The sequence below is a fragment of the Pelagibius litoralis genome (assembly GCF_011683915.1).
In the GTDB taxonomy this organism is placed as follows: domain Bacteria; phylum Pseudomonadota; class Alphaproteobacteria; order Kiloniellales; family Kiloniellaceae; genus Pelagibius; species Pelagibius litoralis.
This window is the reverse complement of record NZ_JAAQPH010000037.1, coordinates 1-22,337: the sequence shown is the minus strand read 5'-3', so window position 1 is coordinate 22,337 and position 22,337 is coordinate 1. Positions and strand designations below refer to the sequence as shown.

Here is a 22,337-nt window from a genome sequence, read left to right as displayed (position 1 = left end):
GTTGAACGGTTTAGTTTTTCTGCTCGCCATGGACCGCTGTGCCCCAGTCCGGTGAGGCGATCATCTCCTGATAGGCTTTCGAGAACCGTGCGAAGAGCGGACCGGGCCGCCCCTCGCCGATGACCCGACCGTCGACTTCGACGACGGGTACGAGGCCGCCGGCGGTGCTGGTCAGAAACACCTCTTCCGCAGCGTAGGCGTCATAAAGTTCGACATCGCAGATGCGCAGCGGCACAGCCTGCTGCGCCGCAATCTCCATCACGGACGCGCGGGTTATACCTTCGAGAATGTCGTGCTGCGGTGTCAGCAGGGTGCCGCGTGAAGCGACGAAAACGTTGTAGCCCGGCGCCTCGCAGACCCGGCCGTGTATATCGAGCAGCAAGGCTTCATCGGCCTGTGCCGACTTGGCCTCGATCTTCGCGAGTACGAGATTGAGATAATTCAGGCTCTTGATCTGGGGTGACAGGACCTGCCCCGGGGGGCGGCGAATCGCGGCGGTTTTGAGCCGGAGGCCTGAGCGGCTATCCGGCGCATAGCGATGGATATAAGGACGGACGAGGATGATGAGATTCGCCGCACAGCCGGCCGGGTCCATCAACGGCGTGTCGTTCGAGCCACGTGTGACGATCCACTTCACGTAGGCGTTGTCCAGCTTGTTGGCGCGCACCGCGCGGATTGTGAGATCCCGCAGTTCTTCCCGGCTGACCGGTGTCGGGATGGCGACCGCCGCCATGGAGCGGAACAGCCGATCGATATGATCGTCAAGACGGAACAGGCGCCCGTCCCAGGCAATCACCGTGTCGAAGACGCCGTCACCGTAGAGAAGGGCATGATCAAGAATGGAGATCCGCGCCTCGGCTTCCGGAACCAGGCCGCCGTTGACATAGCAGACGCGGCCCCCATCACCCTCCCCGGCCTCCGCGCCTGCGGACTGGCCGCGGCTTTCGCCCGCTTCAATCTTCAGACCGCTATCTGCTGGGAGCATCTGCTCAACACCTCCTTGATTGCTTATGTTCCATTTTTCTTACTTTATTAAATTTATTTTGGAACATGTCAATCTTGGAATCACTTCCGCGCGGATTTCACTGAATCCCTATGTGCCATCAAAAACTGATCACCTTGACAAACCAAGACCGATCACTAGAACCATTAATGGTGGTTTATTCTTTCAAAATGGAACCTCATGGCGATTGAGCAAGGTAGCGAGCCCCCCCGCAGCGTGGAACGGCTGCTGACCATCATCGAGGCTCTGTCTAATGCATCAGCCAATGGTCTCAGGCTGACCGATGTGGTTGAGGCCACAGGGCTTGGCAAAACCACGGCGCATCGCCTCCTGAACGGCTTGGCCGACCAGGGCCTGGTTGATTGCGACAGTGAAACCGGGCGCTACTTCGTTGGTATCAAAATCCTGTCCTGGGCCTCTGCCGCGCGAAACCGTTTCAGCATCGCCCGCCTTGCCGAACCGGTTCTGATTCGCCTGGCCCGCCGGACCCAGGACACCGTGTATCTGATCGGACGGGTGGGCGACGAGTCGGTCTGCCTCGACAGCCGCGAGGGCAGTTTCCCGATCAAGGCGCTGACGCTCAATGTCGGCGACCGACGGCCTCTCGGCATCGGGGCCGGCAGCCTGGCCATGCTTGCCGCCATGCCGGACGATGAAATCGAGCGCATCCTTGTGCAGCAGGCTGAAGCCAGGTCAAGCTACTCCTTCAGCGAAGCAAAACTGCGCGAGATGATCGAGGCGACGCGCCGTAGCGGCTATGGTTACAACGATGTTCATATCTTCGAGCACATGAAGGATCTGACCGGCATGGCCGCGGTTGCCGTCGCCATCCGGCGCTCCGACGGCACCCCCGTCGCCGCCCTGCACGTAACCTCGGTGACCGCACGGCTGGCGCCGCCGCGGCGCGAAAACATCGTTGCCGCTTTGACTCAGGAACGCGCACAACTCGAGGAAGAGATGCAACCCGCCCTCGATGCAACGCAGGTTTCGCAGCGGACACTGGCTTAGGTCATCTGCAGGGCCAAAGTCCCGTCGAAAGGCTATCCACCGCTAAGCGCCGAAAGGTCGCGAAAATACTCCATGAGCGTCTTTTGGAGTCCGGGAAACCGGCATTTCGCCGAGGCTACCTTCAAGCGCTTATCGAACGCATCGACGTCTGGGACAGCGCTATATGCATATCCGGGCCCAAACAGGCTCGCTGGAAGGCGCCCTTGCCTGGGTACCAAGGGCAACAATGCGATACTTCGTTTTGTACAGCAATGGCGTGCCATGAAAGGCAAAGATGAGTGCTGGGCAGTGGTGTTCCCGCTGGGCCGCCATAGCAGGCAGCGTCCAATCACATAGGGTGAGGTGTTTTCATCGGCAACAGCCAAGTCTCTTGGCGTGCTACGGAATTGACGCAACGCCCGCTTGTCGCGGGGGGCCGTCGCTGTCGACAGCAGCCGGGTCTGGTCCAAGCCGCGGCGTGATGGTTCCACTTGATCCAGGGCAGACGCCTCTCGGCTTCTAAAAGACCCTAACCAATTGCCTACGCCGGTCGCTGATGTCGGATGGAGTTCATAGCTTTTGCACTGCGATCGGGACGCGCACCAAAACAGTTCCAAGATGGAAGACCTGCTCGAGAATATTGCAAAGGCAATCGGCGGGAAAGGTGCCAGTTGGCAGATGTTACAAAGAGCTGCTGCAGGCCGGGCGCCTGCGCACAGCCTATCCCACCCGTGACGGCTCGTGACCGAGGCCAGGCGACAGCATGGCTCTCTCACCCCCAGCCGACCGACGTCCGGCCAATGGCAAGGCCACCGTCATGCCGGAAAAAAACCAGCCGAGAGACACGGGATCACCTTCCATCAATCCTACCTCCGGTGCACTGAGCAGGCGCCGGACATGGCCTGGAGACGGCGCAGTCATGTGATTCAAAGATCAGCGCTGAAGGCTGTTGACTCGCCCACGCCTCATATATTACCTACTAGTTGGTAACAAAAAGCAGAAATCAGCTGCGAAACTTGGGAGGAAAGAATGAACCTTACGAATCTCGTCGGGGCGGCCCTTTTTGCTGCGACCTCTTTGATTGGAACGGCGGCACTTGCGGACTGGCAGCCGGACAAACCGATAAACATCATCGTTCCCTGGTCGGCGGGAGGATCCACCGACCAAGTCACGCGGGTCGTCGCACCGATCCTGGAAAAGGCACTGGGTACGAAAATCGTCGTCGTGAACCAGCCGGGCGCATCGGGCTCGATCGGCACGAAGGCGGCACTCGATGCCCCGCGCGATGGATACACCTGGACCGCCAACGCGATTGCCAACAATGCGACCTATGCGGTGACGGGGCTGATCAAAGACACATCGATCGACGATTACGAGATCTACCTTCACGTCGCCAATGTCCCCGTCGTCAGCGTGAACGCGGACGCGCCTTACGCCGACTTTGGCGCCCTGTTGCAGGCCATGAAGGGCGGCAACGTGACCGTCGGCACGGCAGGCGTGAATTCTTCGGGCGGCATGGCGCTGGCGGCGATCAAGGAAGAAGCCGAAGAGGGCTTCGACGCCCGCATGGTCACCTACGATGGTGGAAACCCGGCGGTGCTGGCAGCGGCAAGTGGTGAGGTCGTGGCGACCACCCAGTTGGCGGTGGAGCAGACCGAGATGATCCGCGCGGGGCGCCTGCGGGGGCTTGCCGTTCTCTCCGATCAGCCGCTGGTCGTCGAGGGCATCCCCCCTATCCCGTCGATCAAGAAGTGGTTGCCGGACATGCCCATCGCGGCGGACTATTTCGGGGTTTTCATCCCCAAAGGTGCACCGCAGGAGGTTTACGACACGGTCGCGAAGGTCTGGGAAAAGAGCGTGATGACATCGCCCGAGTTGCAAGCCTATGCATCGGACCGCGGCGCTGTTTTCGCGCCGAGCTTCGGTGACCAGGCCCGTGCTCTTGCAATGCCGGTTGTAATCGCAGAAGCCTGCGCCCGGGTGACCCGGGGCGAAGCGGTCGTCGACCCCTCGGAAATCGGGATCGAGTGTAAAGCAGAGTAAAGCCGCTCAGGACGGGGCGGTGCTGGACTTCAGCGCTGCCCCGGCTGGGTGACGCATATCGCCATCACGCTGCGAACTGGCCAAAAGACATGGGTTTCGACACTGCCTTGGCAGACCGGATAACGGCTGTCGTTCTGTTCTCTCTGGGCATCGCCATGCTCTATGGGGGCTATACGATGGACCGGCTGGAGATCCGCGCCATACATCCGGCGAGCATTCCCGGCCTCCTGCCGATGATCCTGGGTGCGGTGCTGGCACTTTGCGCCGCTCTGTTGTTTCTCAAAGCCTCACAGGCCAAGCGACAAACGGCTCAACAAACCAGCGAAGCAGCCTTACCGGCAGAGCCCCCCGCACAGTCTCTGCAGAACCTCTTGATCACCGCCGGCTGGAGCAGCTTCTACGCTCTTTTCCTGGTCGGCTGGCTATCCTTCTTCGCCGCCACGGCAATCTATATTGCAGGCTTCATCATGGTCTTCGGCAGCCTGCGTGAGGCAGCGGCACCGACCGAAAGGCTCAAGTCAGGCGCCTTCACAATCGTCTTTTCATTGCTTGCTTCCGCCGCCATATCGACGCTCTTTCGCGATGCCTTTCTGGTGAGGCTGCCGTAGTGGAAGGGCTTTGGGCACTCGGCGACGCCTTCGTAAGGATGACCTCCTTCGAATCACTTATGCACGTGGCCTGGGCAACCCTTCTCGGGATCTTCGTCGGCAGCCTTCCGGGCCTGACCGCCACCATGGGCGTCGCGCTTCTGACCACCCTTACCTACTCGCTCGACCGCGATACCGCTATCCTGGTTCTGATCTGCATGTACGTCGGGGCGATCTACGGTGGATCGCGCAGTGCGATCCTGCTGAACATCCCCGGTACGCCGGCCAGCGCGGCGACGGCGCTAGACGGATTTCCTTTGGCGCAAAGGGGCGAAGCCGGCTACGCGATGGCGCTGGCCACTGCCGGTTCGACCTTGGGAACGCTGGTCGGCATCGTGCTGCTTGTCGTCTTCGCGCCGCCGTTGGCCGAGGCCGCCTTGAAGTTCGGCTCCTTCGAGTTTTTCTGGCTCGCGGTTTTCGGCATCGTCATTTCCGGCCAGATCACCGGCAACTCCAGCCCCCTCAAGGGCTACATCGCCGGGATACTCGGTCTGATGGTCGCGATGATCGGTAGCGACGGCCTCCATGCCCACATCCGGTTCAATCTCGGCATCGACGCCCTGAACGGTGGGATCGGTTTGATCCCCGCGATGGTCGGTGCCTTCGGGTTTGCCGAGGTCTTGACCGTCATGTGGCGGCACAAGGCGAAGCTGGCGGCCAAGCACGCGAAAAGCGGCCGCGTTCTGCCGCGCCTGAGCGACCTGTGGCGCTACAAATTTACTATTGGCCGATCCGGGGTCATAGGGACCATGGTCGGGATCATCCCCGGCGTGGGCGAGGATATCGGTGCCTGGGCATCCTACGCGGCGGCACGCCGCACCAGCAAGGAGCGGCAGGACTTCGGCAAGGGCTCGATGGAAGGGCTGACCGCGGCCGAGACGGGAAACAGCGCCGTCGTCCCGGGCGCCTTGATTCCGGCGCTGACGCTCGCCGTGCCGGGGTCCGCCCCGGCCGCGGTGCTGATCGCCGCCCTTTTCATACACGGTATCCGCCCCGGCCCGATGATCATGATCGAACAGCCGGAGTTCATCTACTCGGTCGCGGTGATGCTCGTCTTCGCCACCATTGCTATAGCGGTCTTCGGCCTTTCGCTGACCCGGCTCTTCGTCATGGTGCTGCGCATTCCGCGTGAGTTCCTGATGCCCATCGTCTTCACCCTCTGCGTGATCGGACCCTATGCGCTGACCCAGCGACTCTTCGATGTCTGGGTCATGGTCGCCTTCGGTTTCATCGGCTTTGTGCTACGCCAGATGAACTACCCGATCGCGCCACTGGTCTTGGGAATCATCCTGGGCGATCTTCTGGACAAGAGCCTGCGCCGGGGATTGACCTTAAGCGACGGCGATCTGTCACCTTTTCTGACCCGGCCGATCTCGGCTGTCTTCGCAATCGTCATTGCGATCAGCATCGTGGTGAGCTTTCCTGCCGTGCGACGCGGACTTGGCCGGTTCAATCCTTTTGGTCAGGGTGCCTCGCCCGAAAAGCCTGAAGGAGATCGGCCATGAGCCCCGCGACCCCCGCCAAGTCCCGACCCCTGCGCAAGCGCGACGCCGAGCGGTCCAAGCGCGCGATCCTGGAGGCGGCCCTGGTCGAATTCTCGGAACATGGCCATGCCGGCGCAAGGATAGACTCCATTGCGGAGCGTTCGGGTATCAGCAAGCCGATGATCTACAGCTACTTCGGCGACAAGGACGACCTCTATGCCGCCGCCCTGCGCGAAGCCTATGTGCAAATCCGCGAAGGGGAACGTGACCTCGATCTCGACAACCTGGCACCGGAAGACGCGATCCGTGCGCTGGTCAGTTTCACCCTGGGCCACTTTCGCTCGAAGCCCTGGTTCATCTCGATGCTGAACACCGAAAATCTGCGCGGCGGCACGACAGTCCGGAAAATCAGCGATGTGAGCGCGATCCAATCGAGGCTGCTTGTACAACTGCGCGAAGTGCTGCAGCGCGGCGCCGAAGAAGGTGTTTTCCGTTCCGGTATCGACCCGGTCGATTTCTACATCACCATTGCATCGATCTGCTATTTCCCGATCTCAAACATGCACACGCTACGCACCGTCTTTAAGTGCCCGATGGACGAGACCTGGATGGAGCAGCGCCGTATCGATGCCGAAGAAATCGCCATCCGCTTCCTGCGGCCGGACCCCGGGGGTCGGGATGGTTAGAGTTGCGCTTTGTAATGAGCTGTTGGCTGCGGAAGGCAAGTCGCTTGCCATGCAGAGCCGGATCGCGGCGGAGCTCGGCTATATGGGGCTTGAACTGGCGCCCGGAACCCTGGGGGAGATCCCCCACAGTCTCTCCGATGCCGCCGTTTTCGAAATCCGCGAGACGGTCGAAGAACACGGGTTATGCGTAACGGGCCTTCATTGGCTGCTTGCCCCCTACCCTCACCTCTCCATCACTGATCCATCGGTCGCGGCTGAAACGCGGGAAGTTCTCTGCGGCCTGATTGATCTCTGCGCCCGCCTTGGCGGCGCGGTGCTGGTGCATGGTTCCCCGGCCCAACGCCGGCCCCTGCCCGGCGACAGCGCAGCAGAAACCCGCAACCGCGTGGCAGAGTTTTTCCGCCCTGTCGCGGCGACTGCCGAGTCCGCCGGCGTCGTCTACTGCCTGGAGCCCCTTTCGCCGGCCGAAACCTCTTTTCTCAATCGCGTGGCAGAAGCGGCCGAGATCGTCGAAGCCATCGGCTCGCCGAATTTCCGAACCATGATAGACACCAGCGCCGCCGGCCAGGCCGAAGATGCGGCCGTTGCAGACCTGATTCGCACCTGGGTCCCCACCGGCCTTATCGGGCACATCCAGGTGAACGATACCAACCGTGGGGCGCCGGGGATGGGCCACGACCCTTTCAACGACATTCTCCGCGCGCTGCGCGACACCGGATGGAACCGTCCGGTCGCGGTCGAGCCCTTTGTGATCGAAGGAGATGCCACCAGGACCTTCGCCATCGGGATCGAAACAGTCAAAACCGCCTGGGAGGCTGCATCGTGACCCCGGTCTATTCTATCAAGGATCTGCGCGTGGCCGAGCGCCCGGTGCGCCTGCGCCTTCCCTTCCGTTTCGGTGATACCCTGGTGACCGAAACCGCCGAAGCCTATCTGCAGGTCACCATCGAAGGGCCGGGGGGTGTCGCAAGCGGCATCGCGGCTCAATTGATGGTGCCGCGCTGGTTCGATAAACGCCCCGGGCTTTCCAACGACGACACGGTGAACAGCCTGCGCCTGTCGATCAGCAGCGCTGTCCGGGAAGCCCTGGGACAGACGGGCAGCGTGGCCCAGCTGGCGGCGGCGATACGCCGCGGTGTCGTCCATAGCCTTTCGGACAACCCACGGCTGGCTGCGGGTTTCGGGCCCGCGCTGCTGGAGATGGCGCTCATCGATGCGGCCTGCCGGGACCAAGCGCTGTCGTTCCCCGAAGCCGCGCGCGCCGATCTTTTTGGGCTGGCGGAACTGGCGCCGCCCGATCTGCCCGCCGATGCGCTGAAGCGCTCTTTGGCCGCCATCGCGCCGAACTGGTCGATCAACCTCCGTCACACGGTGGGCTATGACGCCCCCCTGACCGACGACCAAGTTGACGCCGCCGACCGGGATGGACTGCCGGTATCGCTTGACGCTGTGATTGCCGCGACGGGCGTATCCTGTTTCAAGATCAAGCTGAAAGGCGACCCGATGTCGGACATCGCCCGGCTGAAAGATATTGCGGCGATCATCGCCCCCCTGGGCGGCTACCGGGCGACGCTGGATGCGAACGAACAGTATCAGCCGGACGCCTTCGACGCCTTTCTGGCGCAGTTCATGGCCGAGCCGGCCTTGTCGCGCCTGGTCGCGGCAACCGCCTTTGTCGAACAACCCTTTGCCCGCGAAACCGCGCTGGCCGAGGATGGCCCGATTCCACCGAAGACGATGCCGCTGGTCATCGATGAAAGCGATGATGACGACGACAGCTTTCCGTGTGCCCTGGCGCGCGGCTGGTCCGGCGTGTCGGTCAAAAGCTGCAAGGGCGTCCTGCGGGCGCTCCTAAATGCCGCAAGAGTCGCCGAGGCAAGAACGGCGCGGCGGGGCGCAATCCTGACGGCCGAAGACCTGACCTGCCAACCCGGCCTTTGCTGGCAACAGGATACGCTGATGGCCGCCACCCTCGGTGTCCGCGATATCGAACGCAACGGCCATCACTTCGCCGGCGGTATGCAGGGGGCGTCGGAGGCGGAAAAAACCGCGTTCCTGAACGCGCACCCCGATATCTACGTGCCGGGACCGAAGGGGCCGACGCTTCGCATCGAGGGCGGACAGGTGCGGATCGCCTCGCTCGATGCGCCCGGGTTTGGATCGCTCCCCCGGCCGGAATTGACAGACAAGCAGACATTGGAAGAAAGGGAAGATGCTCGATGAAGCAGCGACGCATTGGGATAATCATGCACGGTGTCACGGGCCGCATGGGGATGAATCAGCACCTGATCCGATCGGTCCTGGCGATCCGCGACCAGGGCGGCCTGGCGCTGGCCGACGGCAGCCGGCTGATGCCGGATCCGATTATCGTCGGCCGCAATGCCGACAAGATCGAGGCCCTCGCAAAAACCCATGGGGTTGAGCGCTGGACGACGGACCTGGACGCCGCACTCGGCAATGCTGACGATACGCTGTTTTTCGATGCGGCCTCGACCCAACTGCGCCCGAGCCTTCTGAAAAAAGCCATCGATGCCGGCAAAAATATCTATTGCGAGAAGCCGGTTTCCGAGAGCCTTGAGGCGGCCAAGGAGATCGCTTTTTACGCGCGCGACAAGGGCGTGAAGAACGGCATCGTCCACGACAAGCTGGACCTGCCGGGACTGATCAAGCTCAAGCGCCTGCGCGACAGCGGCTTCTTCGGCCGCATCCTCTCGGTCCGTGGCGAATTCGGCTACTGGGTCTTCGAGGGCGACTGGATGCCGGCCCAGCGGCCGAGCTGGAACTACCGCAGTAAGGATGGCGGCGGCATTATCTCGGACATGCTCTGCCACTGGCGCTATGTATTGGACAACGTGATCGCGCCGGTGAAAGCGGTCTCCTGCATGGGCGCCGTTCATATTCCCGAGCGCTGGGACGAGAACGGCGAACGCTACGACGCCGATGCGGACGATGCGGCCTATGCCACCTTCCAGCTTGAAGGCGGGATCGTCGCCCACATCAACTCCAGTTGGTGTGTCCGGGTGCGGCGCGACGATCTGGTGACTTTCCAGGTGGATGGCACCGAGGGCTCGGCAGTGGCCGGGCTCCACCGCTGTTTCAGCCAGCACCGCGTCAACACGCCCAAGCCCGTCTGGAACCCGGACCAACCCCAGAAGATGAACTTCTTCGAGAATTGGGAGGAGGTTCCCGACAACACCGTCTTCGACAACGGCTTCAAGGTCCAGTGGGAACAGTTCCTGCGTCATCTGGTCGAAGACGCGCCCTGGCACTACACCCTGATGGAGGGCGCCAAGGGCGTACAGCTTGCCGAGCTCGGTTGCCAGAGCTGGCGCGAGCGGCGCTGGGTCGACGTCCCGGCGCTGGAGGGTTGAGGGGTGGGCACCACGCTTAACCTGCCCGTCCCGAGCGGCGGATTGGCCCCGCTGACCCTGGTGGCCGGCCCGAAGCCGGCGCCCGCAAGCGGCGCATGGAACCGTGTTGCCTATGCCGCCGCCCATGTGGTGGCCGATCCACTCGCCGACAACGACCCCTGGATCGATGCGGCCATCGACTGGGAACGCACCCTTGCCTACCGCGAATACCTGTGGGGCCTCGGCCTCGGTGTAGCCGAGGCGATGGACACCGCACAGCGGGGCATGGGGCTCGATTGGGCCACCTCTCTGGAGTTGATTCAGCGGAGCGTCGCCCTGGCAAGGTCGGGCGGGCATACCATCGCCTGTGGGGCGGGTACGGATCACCTGACCCCGGGTCCCGACGTATCGGTCGATGATGTGATCGCGGCCTATGAACTGCAGTGCGAAGCGGTGGAAGCGACCGGTGGGCGGGTGATTCTGATGGCGTCGCGCGCCCTCGCCGCAGCAGCCAAGGGGCCGGAGGACTATGCCATGGTCTACGCACGCATCCTGGGCGGGTTGTCGCAGCCGGCGATCCTGCATTGGCTGGGTGAGATGTTCGACCCGGCGCTTGCCGGCTATTGGGGCGCGGAAGATCACATGGCGGCCATGGAGACTTGCCTGACGGTCCTTGCCGACAATGCCGGCAAGGTCGAGGGCATCAAGATTTCTCTTCTTTCCGCCGAAAAAGAGATTGCCATGCGCCGCCGCCTTCCCAAAGGCGTAAAGATGTACACCGGCGACGACTTCAACTACCCCGACCTGATCGAGGGGGATGACCAAGGCTATTCCCACGCCCTTCTCGGTATCTTCGATCCCATTGCAAGCGCGGCGGCGCGGGCGCTCTCGGCGCTTGGGGCGGAAGACCACGCAGGCTATCGCCAGGCCTTCGAACTGACAGTGCCGCTGTCGCGCCATATCTTCAAGGCACCGACGCGGTTCTATAAAACCGGCGTCGTCTTCATGGCCTATCTGAACGGCCACCAGAACCATTTTACGATGGTCGGCGGACAGGAAAGCACCCGGTCCACCCAGCACCTGGCCGAACTGCTGCGGCTGGCCAACGACGCGCAACTCTTCACCGATCCCGATGCGGTCGCTGCCCGCGCCCGGCCGGTCTTCGCCGCACGCGGCGTGGAGGTATGAGACATGCTGACCCCTGAGCGACTGTCGTTGAACACGGCCACGGTAAGCAAACAGTGGAACCTTCGCCAATGCGTCGAGGGTTGCCAGCGCCATGGTTTCGGCGGCATCGCACCCTGGCGCGACAAGCTGCACGAGGCCGGTGTCGGCGAAGGCGCCCGGATGATCAAGGACGCCGGCCTGGCCGTCTCAGGGCTCTGCCGCGGTGGCTGGTATACGGCGGAGGGGGCGCTGACCACGGCGGTCCTGGACGATAACAAACGTGCCGTGGATGAAGCCGTGGCACTGGGCGCGGCCTGCCTGGTGATGGTCGTCGGTGGCCTGCCCAAGGGATCCCGCGATATCGCCGGCGCGCGGGGCATCGTCGCCGAAGGGCTAGCAAAAACGCTCGACTATGCGCGCGGCCTGGACATGCCGATCGCCATCGAGCCCCTGCACCCCATGTACGCCGCCGACCGGGCCTGTGTGAACACCCTGTCCCAGGCGCTCGATCTCTGCGACGACCTGGGCGCGGGCATTGGCGTGGCGCTGGACGTCTACCATGTCTGGTGGGACCCCGATCTGGCGGCCCAGGTGAAACGGGCCGGTAAAGACCGCCTGCTGGGTTTTCACATCTGCGACTGGTTGGTGCCGACACGGGACATGCTGACCGACCGCGGCATGATGGGCGATGGTGTGATCGACCTGCCGGGCATCCGCGCAATGGTCGAAGCCACTGGCTTCAGGGGCTTGAATGAAGTCGAGATATTCTCATCCGAGAATTGGTGGAAGCGTGACGCGGACGAAGTCCTGACGGAGGTCGTCGCAAGGGGAAGAGATTGTTGCTGACGTCTTTTCCGGGAAAACCCGCTCCGCTGCCATCCCATCAACAGAACCTCTAGCACCATCCATCCTACTTCGGTGTAACCGCAGACCAGACCGGAACCGACAACGACGAAAACCCGGTCTGTGTATGGCTCGTCGAGGCACAGAGTCAACCTCGACACCAAGTTCCGAAGATGTGACAAAGCCGTGATCGGTATCGGTGGTCAGGAAATGCACCGGCTGGGCGACAAGGTTTCATCAGACACGCCATGTGCGATCAATTCGTCCGGAAAAGCGCCCGTCTGGATCAAGGCCCTGGAAGCCCGCGCCAGCGTTGGTGCCATCATGATCCCGTACCCGCCCTGCCCGGCGAGCCAGAAGAAGTCGTCGCGCTCGCCGTCAAAGCCCACCACCGGCGCGCCATCGGCCACAAACGACCGAAGCCCCGCCCAAGAGTGTTCAATCCGGCGCAGGGTGATGGTCGTTTGACGTTCGAGCCAGTCGGCGATGAGGGCGATGTCGAGTTCCTCCGGCCGCGCGTCCTGCGGTTCGGTCGGCGTTTCGTCGCCAAGCGAGGCCATGATCCGGCCGGCCTCCGGTTTGAAGTAAGCCTCTGATCCGATCGTGTCGACGGCCGGCATCGTGCGGATGTCGACATCGGTTGGCGCGTTGACAACGATCGCGCTGCGCCGTTTCGGAACCAGCCCGATGGGACGCGCCCCGGCCATCTTGGCGATTTCATCCGCCCAGGCCCCTGCCGCATTGATCAGCAGGCGGGCCGCAATCTTCTCCGTGCCGACCTCTACCTGCCAATGCCCTGCGCGGCGGGTAATTTCGCAGGCGCGCGCCCGGCAGGAGAGGTCGCCGCCACGGGCCTTCAGCCCACGCAGGTAGCCCTGATGCAGGGCATCCACATCGATGTCCATGACTCCGGGCTCGAAGACCGCGGCGGCCACCTTCTCGGGACGAAGAAGCGGCGCCAGCGCCAGCGCCTCGGGCGCGGGCAGGCGGTGAACCGGGGCCTGATCCGATGCGAGTGCAAGGATCGCATCGAGCCCGGCTTCGTCCCCAGGGGCAGCCACCGTCAGCAGTCCGCGCTGCGTCAGGAGGGGATGCTCGGCGAAGCCCGGGGGCGGGTCGAGAAAGAACGGCACGCTGTGCGCGTTGATCCGCCGCACAATGGTATTGCCGTAATTCGGCGTAAAGAGCGCCGCCGATCGCCCAGTGCTGTGATAGCCCGGCCGCGCCTCGGCCTCGATCAGCGCGACCGATCCCGTTTCGGCAAGTTCGAACGCCACCGATGCGCCCGCCATACCGGCGCCGATGACGGCGTAATCGTACATTATCGCGAACAGCCTTTCAGGGTGGACCGGCAGATCTGGCCGGCGGATGCGTTGAGCAACGGGCTGTCGAAGGGGAAGGGGCGCACCTGCCGGTGTCACCCGATGCCTGACCCGCAATCGATAGCAGATCGAGAAGAATGGATCAGCAATAAAAATAAAACAATTGACCTGATGTAATATTTCTTACAAAGATGACATCTGTCGAAGGAGACGTGCCTATGAGTGGACCGGTTCGCGAGCGACTGTTGGCCTGCCTTGCAACCGCCTCCAAGGCGGACCGGACCCTTGCCAACTTCATGCTGTCTCAGCAGTCGAGCCTGCCGTTCGAAACAGCGGCCAGCCTGGCTGCCAGGGTCGAGGTCAGCGAGCCGACCGTCGGACGCTTTTGCCGCTCTATCGGCTACAAGAGCTTCAAGGATCTCAAGGACCACCTGAAACAGGATATTGGCGACAAACCCTGGCTGGTCAGCGACCGGCTACGCGACCTGCGGGACCGGGCGAAGGCCGGCGAGGATCAGCTCGCGGCGGGGTTGGAGCTTGAGATCTCGGCGCTTGTCGCAATCTACGAGCTGGCACGCACTGAGGAATGGGCACGGGTGGTCAGGCGACTGGCGACCACCACCAATATCTATGCTGCCGGGTTCCAGACCGAGCGCGGGATGGCGCAGATCCTGGTCAATCAGCTGCAATATCTGCGTGACGGCGTGCGACTGCTCGATCTCGCCGGCGGCAACTTCGCCGAGCTTCTGGCCTCGGACTCCGCGCAGTCATGCCTCGTGATCTTCGAGGCGCGGCGCTATTCGCGTCTGGCACGCGAACTGGCGGCCGAGGCGAAGCAGGCGGGCATTCCTGTCACCCTGGTCACCGACCCGTTCTGCGACTGGGGCCGGGATCTGGCCGACGAGGTGTTCGTCGTTCCGACCGAATTCAACCAGTTCTGGGAGTCGACGGCCCAGATGGCCAGCCTCGCCAACTTGCTGGTCAACGGCGTTTTCCTCGAACTCGGCCCCAAGGTCGAGGCGCGGATGGAAACGGTCACCCGGCTCTACAGCCGTTTCACCGGCTATGTCGGCGAGCCCGCCAATCGAACAACCAAGTCAGGGAGCGATGCGGCCTGACGCAGACCACCAACGATAACAATAAACACAGGGATTTCTGTCATGCGCTTCACAACCAAATCACTCCTCTTATCCGGCTCGATTCTTGCCGCCGCGATGGCATTCGGCCCGGGCGCGACCGCCTGGGCGCAGGAAGCGACCTTCGTCATGGCCTCAAACGATGTCGGCGCGCCAAGCTACGACCCGATCAGGGGCACCAAGCTCAATGCGGCGACTTCATTGATCTATGATCGCATGGTGATCCAGGACGCGGATCAGAGCTTTCACGGCCAGCTTGCGACAGAGTGGGAATCGACTGCCGACGGCATGGCCTGGACCTTCAAGCTGCGCCCCGGCGTGACCTTCCACGACGGCGAGCCCTTCAATGCCGCCACCATCGTCTGGTGGGTGCCGCAATTCGCGGGCACCGAGAATGCCTTCATGACCGACGCCATCGAAAGCGTCGAGGTGATCGACGACCTGACGGTCAAGTTCGTGATGAAGAATCCCGACCCGAACCTTCTGTCGAACATGGCGTCGATCTTCATGGGCATCCCTTCGCCAAAGGCCTATGACGCGATGGGCACCGACTACGGCGTCACGGGCGCGGTCGGCTCAGGTCCCTTCACGCTCCAGAGCTTCACTATCGGGCAGGAGACGGTGCTGGCCAGCAACGAGGCCTATGCCTGGGCCTCCAATCTGTCGGAAAATCAGGGCCCGCCGCACATCAAGACGCTGACGGTGCGTGAGATTCCCGAGGATTCGACGGCATTTCTGGAGCTGCGCACCGGCGGTGTCGACATGCTGTTGAGCGTGCCGACCGATTTCCTGCCGCAGCTCGAAGCCGAGGACTCGATCGCCGTCGGGACGCTGCCCGGCACCGGCATCTTCTACATCCCCATCAACACCACAGTCGCGCCCTTCACCGACATCAAGGTGCGCGAGGCCACGGCTCTGGCGGTGAACCAGAAGGAAATTCTCGACAACCTCTTCGGCGGTATCGGGTCCGAGGCGAACAACTTCCTGATCAGCTCGCTGCTGGCGGCCGATGTCGATCCTGCGCTCAACATCTCCCACAACCCGGACCGCGCGAACGAACTGCTGGAAGAAGCCGGTTGGGCGATGGGTTCGGATGGGGTTCGTGAAAAAGACGGAACCAGGCTGCAGGTCGCGCTCTGGACCCAGAACGGCACCGAGTTCAAACGCGTGACCGAGGTCGTGCAGGCGCAGTTGAAGGCGGTCGGCATCGGCGCCGACATCACCGTTTTCGACAGCGCCACCATCAACGACCAGTACCGCAAGGGCAACGAGCATCAGTTGGCCGTGCGGTCCTATTCCTGGGCGAATGCGGACATCATCGACTGGTTCTTCGCGGGCTCGCGGCTCGGCTATCCGAACGTGTCGATGTGGAACGACCCCAAAGCGGAAGTGCTGAACAAGACCGCCATGACCGGTTCGCGCACCTGGGAAGAGCGGGTCGCGAACTTCAAGGCCTATCATGAGTATGTGCTGAGCCAGTTCGTCTTCGCGCCGATCTACCAGCCGGTTCAGATCCACGCCTATTCGAAGGACAACATCACGCTGCCCGAGACGGTTCGCGGCACCCGCCTGCAAAGCCAAACGGTGGTGGACATCACCGTCAACTAGGCCGCCTCGACCCCTGAAACCGACCGGCGAGGCACTGGAATGTTTAGCTTTTTCCTCAAACGGCTGCTGCTGCTCATTCCGGTGTTCCTCGCCGTGTCGATGGTGATCTTCATGATCGTTCACCTGGTGCCGGGGGATCCGATCGACAATCTGGTTCAGATCAACTCGACGCCCGAACAGAAAGCCGCGCTGGCCGCAAAGTACGGACTCGACAAGCCGCTTTACCAGCAATACGCGATCTGGCTCGGCAAAGCGCTGAGCGGCGATCTGGGAGATGCGATCATCCTGCGCCGGCCGGTGGCGGACCTGATCGCGCTGAACCTGCCGCATTCGCTGGCGCTCGGGACGCTGGCGCTGGCGTTCTCTACGCTGGTGGGAATCGCGGCCGGCGCGCTGGCCGCCGTCTACAAGGACAGCCTGGTCGACCGCACGACGATGACGATGATCCTGCTCGGCTCGACCGTGCCGGGGTTCTGGCTTGGTTTGCTCCTGATCATGCTTTTTGCCGTGCAGCTCGGCTGGTTTCCGGTCTCAGGCGCCCGAAGCTGGGATGCGCTGGTCCTGCCGGTCCTGACCATCGGGCTCGGCGGTGTCGCGCTGGTCGCCCGGGTCACCCGGGTCGCGATGATGGAGACCGCGCGCAAGGATTTCGTGATGATGCTCCACGCCAAGGGGGTGCCGTCCTGGCAGATCGAACTGCGCCACGTGCTGCGCCACGCGCTGTTGCCGGTGGTCACCATCCTCTCCCTGCGCATCGGCTGGATCCTGGGTGGCGCCGTGACGGTTGAGTTCGTTTTTGCCCGCCCCGGGCTCGGCTCGCTTCTGATCACCTCGCTGAACCAGCGCGACTATCCGGTGGTGCAGGGCTCGCTCCTGATGCTGGCCATCGCGGTGATGCTCGGCACGCTCCTGGGCGATATCGTGCAAGCCGCGATGGACCCGCGTGTCCGCGAAAGGATCAAGTGATGGCCGCTCTCGACCCGATCAAGACCGCCATCCGCTCGCCGAGGGGCGGAGCATCGGCCGCCGTGCTGGTGCTGGTCGTGGCCTGCGCAGTGTTCGCACCGCTGCTTGCGCCCTATGCCTATGACATTCAGAACCTGCCCGCTGCCAACACCGAGCCGGGCGGGACGCACTGGATGGGTACCGACGAATTCGGACGCGATCTCTTTTCGCGCATCATCTATGGTGCGCGCACCTCGTTGACGGTGGCCGTCAGCGCGATCTCGATCTCGGTGGCGGCCGGGCTGACGCTGGGGGCGATGGCCGGATACTTCGGTGGGGCCTTCGACCGGGCGGTGACGGCGGTGGTGGATCTTACCTGGTCGTTCCCCGAGATCCTGATTGCTCTGATCCTGATCGCCATCATCGGTCCGGGGCTGCAAAGCACGATGGTCGCGATTTCGATCGCCTATCTGGCACAGTTCACCCGATTGACCCGCGCGCAGATCATGGCGTTGAAGAATGAGACCTATGTGGAGGCGACGACCAATCTCGGCGCCGGCCATTTTCACATCATCTTCCGCCACCTGTTGCCGAACGCGCTGACGCCGGTGATCGTGGCGGGTATGCTGGCCACGGGGGACGCGATTATCCTTGAGGCGACGCTCGGCTTTTTCGGCCTCGGCGCGCAGCCGCCGACGCCAAGCTGGGGCGCGATGATGAGCAGCGGCACGGCCCAGATCTTCATCGCCCCCTGGATCATCATCTTCCCCGGCCTCGCCATCGCCATGACGGTGATCGCCATCAACCTCTTCGGCGATGCGCTGATCGAAGCGCTGGATATTCGCAACCGGCTGAGGAGTTCGTAGCATGGCGCTTCTTTCGGTTCAGGACATCTCGGTCACCATCGGAAAGCTCGATCTTCTGGACGGGGTCGCCTTCGACATCGACAGCGGTGAGATTCTGGGGCTGGTGGGTGAATCGGGCTCGGGCAAGTCGCTGACGGCGATGTGCGTGATGGGACTCTTGCCCCGCATCGGCGGGACGATCACCGAGGGCTCGATCGTCTTCGACGGACGCGAGATGATCGGACTGCCCGAAGCCGAACTCCGCCGCCTGCGCGGTAAGCGGATCGCGCTGATCAGCCAGAATCCGATGACCTCGCTCGATCCGATCATCCGCATCGGCGCGCAGATCGATCAGGTCTCGACTCTGCATCTGGGGCTGAGCGCCGCAGCAGCCCGGGATCGCAGCTTGGAGCTGATCGCCCAGCTTCGCATTCCGGAGCCGGCAGCGATCCACGGCGCCTATCCCCATCAACTATCCGGTGGCATGAAACAGCGGATCGTGATCGCCATGGCCCTGGCTGCCGACCCCGACCTGATCGTGGCGGACGAGCCGACCACGGCGCTCGACGTCACCATTCAGGCGCAGATCATCCAGATCATGGTCGAACTGGTGCGCGACCGCGGCCTCGCCCTGATGCTGATCACCCATGACATGGGCGTGGTGGCGCAGGCCTGCGACCGGGTCGTGGTGCTCTATGCCGGCCGGGTGGCCGAGACGAACACGGTCGAGGCGATTTTTGCCGAACCCCGCCACCCCTATACCCGCGAGCTGATCCGCTGCATCCCGCGTCTCGGCCAGGCTCCGGGCAGTCTCAAGGGCATCCCCGGCGCGGTGCCGAGCGTGATCGACTATCCCGCGGGCTGCCGCTTCAACCCGCGCTGTGCAGTTGCGGACGATCTCTGCCGCGACACCGTACCTGCGCTCGAGCGCAAGGCATCGGGCCTTGCGGCCTGTCATTTCAGTGAGGGTTGACCCCATGGAGAGCGCAGCGGCGACGCCCGAGGGCGATCTGGTCACGATCACGGGACTGACCCGCGAGTTTTCGTCCGGCGGCGGGTTGATGACCCCGCGCCGCACCATGCGCGCCGTCAACGACGTCTCGCTGCGCGTGCCGCGCGGCAAGGTCACAGGCGTTGTCGGCGAGAGCGGCTGCGGCAAGTCCACGCTCGCGCGCCTGGTGCTGCGTCTTATCGATGCCACCGCCGGCACGGTGGCCTTCGAGGGCACCGATCTGGCGAACCGGTCCCCGGGTCAGATGCGCAAGCTGCGCCGCCGGATGCAGATGGTTTTCCAGGATCCCTATTCCGCCATCGATCCGCGATACACGATCCGCCGCGCTCTGCTCGAGCCGTTTCAGGTGCAGGGCGTGGCGCAGACTGCCGCCGAGGCGCGTGCTGCAGTCGATGAGCTGATCTCAATGGTCGGCCTCAGCCCGCGTATGGTGGCGAGCTTTCCGCATCAGCTCTCGGGCGGTCAGAAACAGCGGGTGGGCATTGCGCGGGCGCTGGCGCTCAGGCCGTCGTTTCTGGTGCTGGACGAGCCAACCGCCTCGCTTGACGTGTCGATCCAGGCCCAGATCATCGACCTGCTGGAGGCGCTCAAGGAGGATCTGGGCCTCACCTATCTCTTCATCAGCCATGATCTCAGCCTGGTGCGCTATTTCTGCGACCGGGTCGTCGTGATGTATCTGGGACGCGCGATGGAGATATTGCCGGACGCCACGGCGCGGCCGCGTCACCATTACGCCCACGCACTGCTCGACAGCAATTTTGAGCCGGACCCTGCCCGGCGCAAGGTGATCACCATGTTGGACGGTGAAATCCCCAGCCCCTTTGCAGTGATCCCCGGTTGCGCCTTTGCCGACCGCTGTCCGGCGGCGAGCGATCTGTGCCGGCGCGAACGACCGGTCCTCACGGATCTGGGCGGGGGACACATGATCGCCTGTCATCACCCTAGGGATTGAACGGCCTCATAGATCGAACGACCCCAGGGATTGAACACCCATGACCTTCCGCGTCCTGACCGCCGAGATCAGTCACGAGACGAACACCTTCTCGGTCCGCCCGACCGACCTCACCGCCTTCGAGAACCGGTATCTTCTTCTTGGCGAAGAGGCGATCCATGCGTGCGGGCAGGCCAACACCGATCTGGCCGGCTTTCTCGATGTCGCGCGGACACACAGTTGGCGCCTGACCAACGCCATCAGTGCGTCGGCGCCGCCGGGCGGCCGCGTAACATCGGCCACGTTCAGGGCGCTGACCGGGCCTCTCCTCGCGCTTGCCCGCGCGCAGCCTTTCGATGGCGTCCTGCTGGCGCTCCACGGCGCGATGGTGGCCGAAGACAGCGAGGATGGCGAAGGCGAAATCCTCGCGCATCTGCGTGCGGTCATCGGTTCGGACATCCCCATTGCGATTACGCTCGACCCCCATGCGAACGTAACGGACGAGATGGCGGCGCTGGCGGATATCATAGTCTCCTACAAGACCTATCCACATGTGGACATGCGCGAGCGCGCCGTTCAGGCGGGCCAGATCCTGCACCGGGCCATGGCCGGCAAGATCGCCCCTCGCACACTCTGCGTCCGTCGCCCGATGCTGGAAGAGATCAATGGCGGGCGCACCGATGCCGGTCCGATGATCGACCGTCTCGCACTCGCCCGCGCGCATGAGCGGCACCCGGATGCTTTTGCCGTCAGCATCAATGCCGGTTTCGGCAACGCGGATATCGCCGAGGTCGGCCCGACGGTTCTGGTGACCTATCAAGGCGACCCCGAACCCCACCGGAAACTCGCCAACCAAATTGCCGACGATATCTGGGACCGCCGCGCGGAGGTCTTGAACGACTATCTCAGCGTCGAGGAGGCCGCCGCCCAATGCGCGGCTCATGATGGCGCGAAGGGTCCGATCGTGGTGGCGGATTATGCCGACAACCCCGGCGGCGGGGCCTATGGCGATGCCACGGGGCTGCTTGCGGCGCTTCTCGATGCCCGCGTGGGCAACGCCTGCTTCGGACCGTTGATAGACCCGGAGGCGGTGCGGCACCTCGAAGCCCACGCTGCAGGCGACAGCGTGACCCTCTCGCTCGGCGGCAAGACGGACCCCGGCTTCGGCGGCGGGCCGATCACGGTTACGGGCAGACTCAAAGTGTTGAGCGAGGGGGCCTACACCGGGACCGGTCCGATCCTGGGCGGCCTGAAGCGGAGTTGGGGCCCGACAGCGGTGCTGGTCATCGAAGGCATCGAGATCCTGATCGTCAGCAACGCAACCCAGCTCCTCGATCTTGAGCAATTCCGTGCCTTCGGGATCGATCCGACCGCCAAAACCGTTGTGGCCTTGAAGTCGATGCAGCACTTCCGCGCCGCCTTCGAGCCGATCGCAGCTCGGGTGATCGTCTGCGATAGCGGCGCTCTTTGCACACCGGACCTTCGCCGGCTTCCCTACCGTCGGGTGCGGAGGCCGATCTTTCCTTTGGATGGCTGAACGGGGGGTGCAGGTTCAAAGACATTCCTCTGCTCCGGGTCTTGATCACTATGCCGCAGCCTGGAAAAGGCCCTGCTGATATCGACGGTTGCGAGGGCCCGCAACCACCTTTACCGAACAAAAAATGGATGTGATCAGGGGCACGCAACCACCAAATCCGACACTCACTTACAACACCCATCTGATGATCACTAGGTGTCTAGAAAATCGTCCAAATTCAGCCCATATCGCAGTCGTGCACTGCCAGGCCTGAATGCGCAATGCGCCGATGCTTGTGAATCAGCATGACGAACGCGAAGCAAAGCCGGAACGTGGCAGGTCGACCTGCAGGTGGAAGGGTGCCCGCCCGAAGTACTACAGTTGAGAGAGCCGAATGACACCGTTCCTGAGCGTTGCGACTGGATCGCGATTCCCTAGATCGGATCATGTTTTGACGGAACCACTTCGTGGCTGCGCCAAAACATGTGAATCCGATCGCCATCAAACAGTTAGAGCAGATTCACCCGGTCGATGGATCGCCTTCGGCGATTCCATCCAACCCGGTTCTGCTCTAGCAGGCTGCTGAAAAAGGGCTCGCCGAAGTCTTTTGGTCGTGATTCTCTATGGCGTTTGGTTTGCGATCATGGAGGGCGCGATGCGGGGCGAGGATCGGGAGAGCGGAGCTCTATTTTCGTATGTGAGCTGCGAAGCGCGGGTACCGGGCGATCATCCCTTGCGGGCGATCCGGGCGATCGTGGACGAGGCGTTGGAAGTCCTCTCGCCGGAGTTCGAGCGTCTCTATTCGAAGATCG

The 22,337-nt window shown here is 63.0% G+C and carries 19 protein-coding genes and 1 pseudogene; 18 read left to right on the top strand and 2 right to left on the bottom strand.

The genetic code is table 11. The features are described 5' to 3' along the window. Window positions 1-10 precede the first annotated feature (10 nt). A complete protein-coding gene (locus HBA54_RS27120; protein ID WP_167231333.1) occupies window positions 11-985 on the bottom strand; it encodes an aminotransferase class IV in 975 nt (324 codons plus the stop codon). Window positions 986-1,183: 198 nt separating this feature from the next. Between HBA54_RS27120 and HBA54_RS27115 the strand changes: the two genes are divergently transcribed. From HBA54_RS27115 to HBA54_RS27070, 10 genes are all read left to right on the top strand, one after another. Further along, window positions 1,184-2,011, top strand: a complete 828-nt coding sequence (locus HBA54_RS27115; protein ID WP_167231330.1) for an IclR family transcriptional regulator — start codon at window positions 1,184-1,186, stop codon at window positions 2,009-2,011. Window positions 2,012-3,019: 1,008 nt separating this feature from the next. Then, entirely contained in the window at window positions 3,020-4,033 is a 1,014-nt protein-coding gene (locus tag HBA54_RS27110; protein WP_167231327.1) for a Bug family tripartite tricarboxylate transporter substrate binding protein, read from the top strand. An 89-nt stretch (window positions 4,034-4,122) separates the two neighbouring features. Continuing rightward, on the top strand, window positions 4,123-4,641 hold the full coding sequence (locus tag HBA54_RS27105) for a tripartite tricarboxylate transporter TctB family protein (protein WP_167231324.1): 519 nt from the start codon (window positions 4,123-4,125) through the stop codon (window positions 4,639-4,641). Next, window positions 4,641-6,185, top strand: coding sequence for a tripartite tricarboxylate transporter permease (locus tag HBA54_RS27100; protein ID WP_322096135.1), 1,545 nt, complete (start codon window positions 4,641-4,643; stop codon window positions 6,183-6,185). The genes HBA54_RS27105 and HBA54_RS27100 overlap by 1 nt, the downstream gene beginning before the upstream one ends. Beyond that, window positions 6,182-6,850: a TetR/AcrR family transcriptional regulator gene (locus HBA54_RS27095; RefSeq protein ID WP_167231321.1), complete on the top strand. Its 669-nt coding sequence runs from the start codon at window positions 6,182-6,184 to the stop codon at window positions 6,848-6,850. Before HBA54_RS27100 ends, HBA54_RS27095 begins: the two co-directional genes overlap by 4 nt. Continuing rightward, window positions 6,843-7,676 (top strand): sugar phosphate isomerase/epimerase family protein, encoded by an 834-nt coding sequence (locus tag HBA54_RS27090; protein WP_167231318.1) that lies wholly within the window; start codon window positions 6,843-6,845, stop codon window positions 7,674-7,676. The genes HBA54_RS27095 and HBA54_RS27090 overlap by 8 nt, the downstream gene beginning before the upstream one ends. After that, the gene (locus HBA54_RS27085) at window positions 7,673-9,073 is read left to right on the top strand and encodes an enolase-like domain-containing protein (RefSeq protein WP_167231315.1); all 1,401 of its coding nucleotides are present in this window, start codon (window positions 7,673-7,675) and stop codon (window positions 9,071-9,073) included. Before HBA54_RS27090 ends, HBA54_RS27085 begins: the two co-directional genes overlap by 4 nt. Further along, a complete protein-coding gene (locus tag HBA54_RS27080) occupies window positions 9,070-10,221 on the top strand; it encodes a Gfo/Idh/MocA family protein (RefSeq protein ID WP_167231313.1) in 1,152 nt (383 codons plus the stop codon). Before HBA54_RS27085 ends, HBA54_RS27080 begins: the two co-directional genes overlap by 4 nt. A gap of 3 nt (window positions 10,222-10,224) precedes the next feature. Next, window positions 10,225-11,388 carry a dihydrodipicolinate synthase family protein gene (locus HBA54_RS27075; protein WP_167231311.1) on the top strand — a complete coding sequence of 388 codons (1,164 nt, stop codon included), beginning with the start codon at window positions 10,225-10,227 and terminating at the stop codon, window positions 11,386-11,388. Window positions 11,389-11,391: 3 nt separating this feature from the next. Beyond that, a complete protein-coding gene (locus HBA54_RS27070) occupies window positions 11,392-12,213 on the top strand; it encodes a sugar phosphate isomerase/epimerase family protein (RefSeq protein WP_205944950.1) in 822 nt (273 codons plus the stop codon). A gap of 200 nt (window positions 12,214-12,413) precedes the next feature. On the opposite strand, the gene HBA54_RS27065 is transcribed toward HBA54_RS27070, so the two are convergent. After that, window positions 12,414-13,532 (bottom strand): NAD(P)/FAD-dependent oxidoreductase, encoded by a 1,119-nt coding sequence (locus tag HBA54_RS27065; protein WP_167231308.1) that lies wholly within the window; start codon window positions 13,530-13,532, stop codon window positions 12,414-12,416. A 218-nt stretch (window positions 13,533-13,750) separates the two neighbouring features. Between HBA54_RS27065 and HBA54_RS27060 the strand changes: the two genes are divergently transcribed. The 8 genes and pseudogenes from HBA54_RS27060 to HBA54_RS27025 all read left to right on the top strand — a co-directional run. Continuing rightward, complete coding sequence (locus HBA54_RS27060) at window positions 13,751-14,650, top strand: MurR/RpiR family transcriptional regulator (RefSeq protein WP_167231305.1); 900 nt, start codon at window positions 13,751-13,753, stop codon at window positions 14,648-14,650. Between the two features lie 42 nt (window positions 14,651-14,692). After that, window positions 14,693-16,276, top strand: coding sequence for an ABC transporter substrate-binding protein (locus HBA54_RS27055; RefSeq protein WP_167231302.1), 1,584 nt, complete (start codon window positions 14,693-14,695; stop codon window positions 16,274-16,276). 39 nt (window positions 16,277-16,315) lie between these two features. After that, complete coding sequence (locus HBA54_RS27050; protein ID WP_167231299.1) at window positions 16,316-17,242, top strand: ABC transporter permease; 927 nt, start codon at window positions 16,316-16,318, stop codon at window positions 17,240-17,242. Further along, entirely contained in the window at window positions 17,242-18,087 is an 846-nt protein-coding gene (locus HBA54_RS27045; protein WP_167231296.1) for an ABC transporter permease, read from the top strand. The genes HBA54_RS27050 and HBA54_RS27045 overlap by 1 nt, the downstream gene beginning before the upstream one ends. A 1-nt stretch (window position 18,088) precedes the next feature. Continuing rightward, a complete protein-coding gene (locus tag HBA54_RS27040; protein WP_167231293.1) occupies window positions 18,089-19,039 on the top strand; it encodes an ABC transporter ATP-binding protein in 951 nt (316 codons plus the stop codon). Window positions 19,040-19,043: 4 nt separating this feature from the next. Beyond that, window positions 19,044-20,030: an ABC transporter ATP-binding protein gene (locus HBA54_RS27035; RefSeq protein ID WP_167231290.1), complete on the top strand. Its 987-nt coding sequence runs from the start codon at window positions 19,044-19,046 to the stop codon at window positions 20,028-20,030. A 40-nt stretch (window positions 20,031-20,070) separates the two neighbouring features. Continuing rightward, complete coding sequence (locus tag HBA54_RS27030) at window positions 20,071-21,546, top strand: M81 family metallopeptidase (protein WP_167231287.1); 1,476 nt, start codon at window positions 20,071-20,073, stop codon at window positions 21,544-21,546. A 634-nt stretch (window positions 21,547-22,180) separates the two neighbouring features. Then, window positions 22,181-22,337, top strand: a pseudogene (locus HBA54_RS27025) (IS5/IS1182 family transposase); the annotation flags it as partial.

Bases quoted from the DNA above. Each gene is read 5' to 3' on its own strand.
- HBA54_RS27120 (WP_167231333.1), bottom strand. From the start codon at position 985: ATGCTCCCAGCAGATAGCGGTCTGAAGATTGAAGCGGGCGAAAGCCGC.
- HBA54_RS27115 (WP_167231330.1), top strand. From the start codon at position 1,184: ATGGCGATTGAGCAAGGTAGCGAGCCCCCCCGCAGCGTGGAACGGCTG.
- HBA54_RS27110 (WP_167231327.1), top strand. From the start codon at position 3,020: ATGAACCTTACGAATCTCGTCGGGGCGGCCCTTTTTGCTGCGACCTCT.
- HBA54_RS27105 (WP_167231324.1), top strand. From the start codon at position 4,123: ATGGGTTTCGACACTGCCTTGGCAGACCGGATAACGGCTGTCGTTCTG.
- HBA54_RS27095 (WP_167231321.1), top strand. From the start codon at position 6,182: ATGAGCCCCGCGACCCCCGCCAAGTCCCGACCCCTGCGCAAGCGCGAC.
- HBA54_RS27090 (WP_167231318.1), top strand. From the start codon at position 6,843: ATGGTTAGAGTTGCGCTTTGTAATGAGCTGTTGGCTGCGGAAGGCAAG.
- HBA54_RS27080 (WP_167231313.1), top strand. From the start codon at position 9,070: ATGAAGCAGCGACGCATTGGGATAATCATGCACGGTGTCACGGGCCGC.
- HBA54_RS27070 (WP_205944950.1), top strand. From the start codon at position 11,392: ATGCTGACCCCTGAGCGACTGTCGTTGAACACGGCCACGGTAAGCAAA.
- HBA54_RS27065 (WP_167231308.1), bottom strand. From the start codon at position 13,532: ATGTACGATTACGCCGTCATCGGCGCCGGTATGGCGGGCGCATCGGTG.
- HBA54_RS27060 (WP_167231305.1), top strand. From the start codon at position 13,751: ATGAGTGGACCGGTTCGCGAGCGACTGTTGGCCTGCCTTGCAACCGCC.
- HBA54_RS27055 (WP_167231302.1), top strand. From the start codon at position 14,693: ATGCGCTTCACAACCAAATCACTCCTCTTATCCGGCTCGATTCTTGCC.
- HBA54_RS27050 (WP_167231299.1), top strand. From the start codon at position 16,316: ATGTTTAGCTTTTTCCTCAAACGGCTGCTGCTGCTCATTCCGGTGTTC.
- HBA54_RS27045 (WP_167231296.1), top strand. From the start codon at position 17,242: ATGGCCGCTCTCGACCCGATCAAGACCGCCATCCGCTCGCCGAGGGGC.
- HBA54_RS27040 (WP_167231293.1), top strand. From the start codon at position 18,089: ATGGCGCTTCTTTCGGTTCAGGACATCTCGGTCACCATCGGAAAGCTC.
- HBA54_RS27035 (WP_167231290.1), top strand. From the start codon at position 19,044: ATGGAGAGCGCAGCGGCGACGCCCGAGGGCGATCTGGTCACGATCACG.
- HBA54_RS27030 (WP_167231287.1), top strand. From the start codon at position 20,071: ATGACCTTCCGCGTCCTGACCGCCGAGATCAGTCACGAGACGAACACC.